Raw genomic sequence first — 3,197 nt, 5'->3', positions numbered from 1 at the left:
TCGCTGCCGTCAGCGTCGCCTCGACCTGGTCGGCCACGGCCGGGGTGACCTTGACGCCCTCTTCGCGGGCCAGCCCGCGCGCCTTGGTGGTGACCGCCGCGGTGAGCTGGCGGCGCTGCCGGGTGAGGGCGCGCAGCTCCTCGCCGTCGAGGTTGGCCTGGGCCTCGCGCAGCGCCGTACCGACCTCGAGCACCTGGTCGACCTGCCCGGCGTCGCGGCGGACGAGGAGGTTGACCACCCAGGCGGCGAGCGACGGCTTCTTCAGCGCCTTCAGCCGGGCGGCCAGGTCCTTGTCGCCCTTGTGCTCCTTGACCAGCGCGTCGCGGGCGGGGGTGAAGTCACCCAGCGCGAGCGCGTAGAGCCCGTCGGCGAGCTCGAGGAGCGGGTCTGTCACGTCCGCGATCCTAGGACCGGGCGACCGCCGGCCCCGGGCGGTGGGTCACCGCCGGACGGGTCAGGGCGTACTCCAGCTCCGTCGGGTGCGGCACCCACGGGCACTCCTGCTCCACCCCGGTCGCGCTCCAGCCGAGCCGTTCGTAGAGGCGCCGGGCCCGGTGGTTGGCGTCGAGCACCCACAGCCGCCGTGCGCCGTGGGCGACCGAGCGCGCGACCCCGGCCTTGGCGAGGCCGGTCCCCCAGGCGTCGGGGTGCACGGCCAGGTGCCGCAGCGACTCGTCGTCGTACGCCGCGAAGGCGAGCAGGCCGTCGTCCCCGTCAACCACCTCGACCACCACCTCGGGGTCCTCGAGGACCAGGGCCCAGCGGGCGAGCACCGCGTCGTCGGGGAAGGGGAAGCGGTCGGCGGGGAAGACGTGCGCGAGGCCGACCAGGTTGGCGGCCCGCTCGAGGTCGCGCAACGGGCCGGCGTCCCCGGGGCCGGCCGTGCGCCAGACGGAGGTCCTCACGGGCGTCCCGCCGCCGTCCACGCCGCGTGGGCCACGCGCGTGCGCTCCCACAGGTCGACGAGGTCCTCGTCGGTGCCGACCGGCAGCAGCATCCGGTCGACGAGCGCCTCACGCCACGCGTCGTACGACGACAGCTCGGTCTCGGTCCGCACGGTGGCGGTCTGCTCGGTGAGCAGGCAGCCCCGCAGGGTGAGCGCCGCGTCCCCGTCGTGGCGCTGCACGACCAGCTTCGACCGGAAGGGCGAGTCGGCGGCGGTGCTGAGGGCGCGGTGGGCGGCCTCCACGGCCGCCGGGTCGCTCGGGCGCTCGGTGACGACGACGCCGGTGAACGCGCCGGAGGGATCGTGGTCGAAGGTCCAGGCGGCCGGCCCCCGCGGCCGGCCGGCGGCCTGGGCGCCGTACCCGGCCCCGATCTCGTAGCGGAACCCGTCGACGCGCTGCTCGCCCCGCACCAGCGCGAGCGGCTCGGCGAACCCGTCACCGAGCCCGGCGTCGACCCACCAGTGCCCGCCCGGGTTGTCGTCGGTGGGCAGGCCGCTGACCACCAGGACGAGGTGGTTGAGGGAGGCGTCCAGCCGGCCCTCGGGACGCACCCAGACGTGGCCGTGGCGGCGGCTGACGGCATAGCCGAGGCCGACCAGGAGCGCCTCCAGGGCGGTGTTCTGCTGGAAGCAGTAGCCGAGGCGTCGACCGCTCCCGGCCCGCTCGACGCACGCGTCCGACGTCGCGGGATCCGGACGCCCCATCATGATCGACAGGTTGTCGTAGGGGATCCGCTCGAGGTGGGCGCGGTGCAGGGTCCGCAGGCTCTCGAGACTGGGCTCGGGCGCCTCCCCCAGCCCCAGGCGCGCGAGGTACGCCTCAGTCATCGTCGTCGAGGCCGTGCTCGATCGCCCAGCGCGTGAGCTGGACGCGGTTGTTCATCTGCAGCTTGCGCAGGGTGTTCTGGACGTGGTTCTGCACGGTGCGGTGGGAGATGACCAGCCGCTCGGCGATCTGCTTGTAGGAGAGTCCCTTGGCGACCATCTTGAGGATCTCGGTCTCGCGCTCGGTGAGCCCGTCGCGCGGGTCGTCGGCCGGTCCCTCGGCCATCCGGCGGAACTCGCCGAGCACCAGTCCGGCCAGGCCCGGCGTGAAGACCGTGTCGCCGGCAGCGACGCGGCGTACGGCATCGAGCAGCTCCTCCCGCGAGGCACTCTTGACCAGGTAGCCGGTGGCGCCGGCCTTGACGGCCTCGAGCACGTCGGACTGCTCGCCGGACGCGGAGAGGATGAGCACCCGCGCGGACGGGTCGTGCTGGAGGACCTGCGCGGTGACCTCGACACCGTTGGGCCCGGGGATCTGCAGGTCCAGCACCACCACGTCCGGACGTGATGCCGGGAACCGGGCCAGCGCCTGGTGACCGTCGGCGGCGACCGCGACCACCTCGAAGCCCGCCGCCGCGAGGTCCCGCTCCACCGCGTCGCGCCACATCGGGTGGTCGTCGACCACCATCACCCTCGTCATGACCGCGAACCTACCCAATGGAGGGGTTGTCCGGTCCTCGCCCGCGGTGGTCTGGTGGAGGCCGGGGCTCGGGACGTGGGCCGTCATCTGCCGGGGGATGTTCGGATGAAGCGTGCGCTGTCTTTGGTCCTGGTCGGTTCGTCGGCCGTGCTCCTGCTCCTGCTGGGCATCGGCCAGCCCGGCCAGGCGACGGCCCCGCCGGCCGCCCCGGCACACATCACCGTCGTCCAGGCGGTGCCGGGCGCCGCGGTGGACGTCTCCGTCGACGGTCGACCGGTGGCGACCGGGGCCGAGGTCGGCGACGTGCTGGGTCCGTTCGCCCTGGCCCCCGGCAGCCACGAGGTGACCTTTTCCGGCGCCGGTGTCGAGGTGACCTCCGGCCTCGACGTCGCCGCGGGCGACAGCACCGACGTCGTGCTGCACCTTCCGGCCCAGGTCGACGGCGACCCCGTCGTCCACTCGTACGCCGCGCCCACGGGGGCGATCGGGCCGGACAAGGCCCGGGTGGTGCTGGCCCACACCGCGACCGTGGCGCCCGCCGACGTGCAGGTCAACGGCAAGACGGTCTTCACCAACATCGCCAACGGCGAGTACGCCGAGGCCGAGGTCCCGGCCGGCACCCAGGAGGTCGCCCTGCTGCCGACCGGCCGCACCAGCGACCCGATCCTGGRTCCGCTGGACGTGCCGCTCGAGGCCCGCACCCTGTCGATGATCTACGCCTACGGCAACCCGAAGGACGGCTCGATGAACGTCATCGCGCACACCTCGACGCTGACCGCCGACGGC

Annotated in this window: 4 protein-coding genes and 1 pseudogene; 1 reads left to right on the top strand and 4 read right to left on the bottom strand. The window is 74.0% G+C overall.

Annotation, left to right across the window (positions count from 1 at the left end):
- The 4 genes and pseudogenes from ACXJKL_RS17935 to ACXJKL_RS17920 form a co-directional block, all read right to left on the bottom strand.
- Positions 1-394: pseudogene (locus tag ACXJKL_RS17935) on the bottom strand (hypothetical protein); the annotation flags it as partial.
- 10 nt (positions 395-404) lie between these two features.
- On the bottom strand, positions 405-905 hold the full coding sequence (locus tag ACXJKL_RS17930) for a GNAT family N-acetyltransferase (RefSeq protein WP_457208366.1): 501 nt from the start codon (positions 903-905) through the stop codon (positions 405-407).
- On the bottom strand, positions 902-1,774 hold the full coding sequence (locus ACXJKL_RS17925; RefSeq protein WP_457208365.1) for an arylamine N-acetyltransferase family protein: 873 nt from the start codon (positions 1,772-1,774) through the stop codon (positions 902-904). The genes ACXJKL_RS17930 and ACXJKL_RS17925 overlap by 4 nt, the downstream gene beginning before the upstream one ends.
- Complete coding sequence (locus ACXJKL_RS17920; protein ID WP_457208364.1) at positions 1,767-2,411, bottom strand: response regulator; 645 nt, start codon at positions 2,409-2,411, stop codon at positions 1,767-1,769. Before ACXJKL_RS17920 ends, ACXJKL_RS17925 begins: the two co-directional genes overlap by 8 nt.
- Positions 2,412-2,516: 105 nt before the next feature.
- Here ACXJKL_RS17920 and ACXJKL_RS17915 point away from each other — a divergent pair.
- On the top strand, positions 2,517-3,197 hold a 681-nt coding region (locus ACXJKL_RS17915; protein WP_457208363.1), incomplete at its 3' end, for a DUF4397 domain-containing protein.

This window comes from Nocardioides sp. P5_C9_2 (assembly GCF_054049555.1).
Note: the sequence above shows the minus strand (reverse complement) of the source record. Positions and strands in the feature narration are given on the sequence as shown.

Excerpts from the sequence above, each read along its gene's own strand:
- ACXJKL_RS17925 (WP_457208365.1), bottom strand. The coding sequence starts at position 1,774 with ATGACTGAGGCGTACCTCGCGCGCCTGGGGCTGGGGGAGGCGCCCGAG.
- ACXJKL_RS17920 (WP_457208364.1), bottom strand. The coding sequence starts at position 2,411 with ATGACGAGGGTGATGGTGGTCGACGACCACCCGATGTGGCGCGACGCG.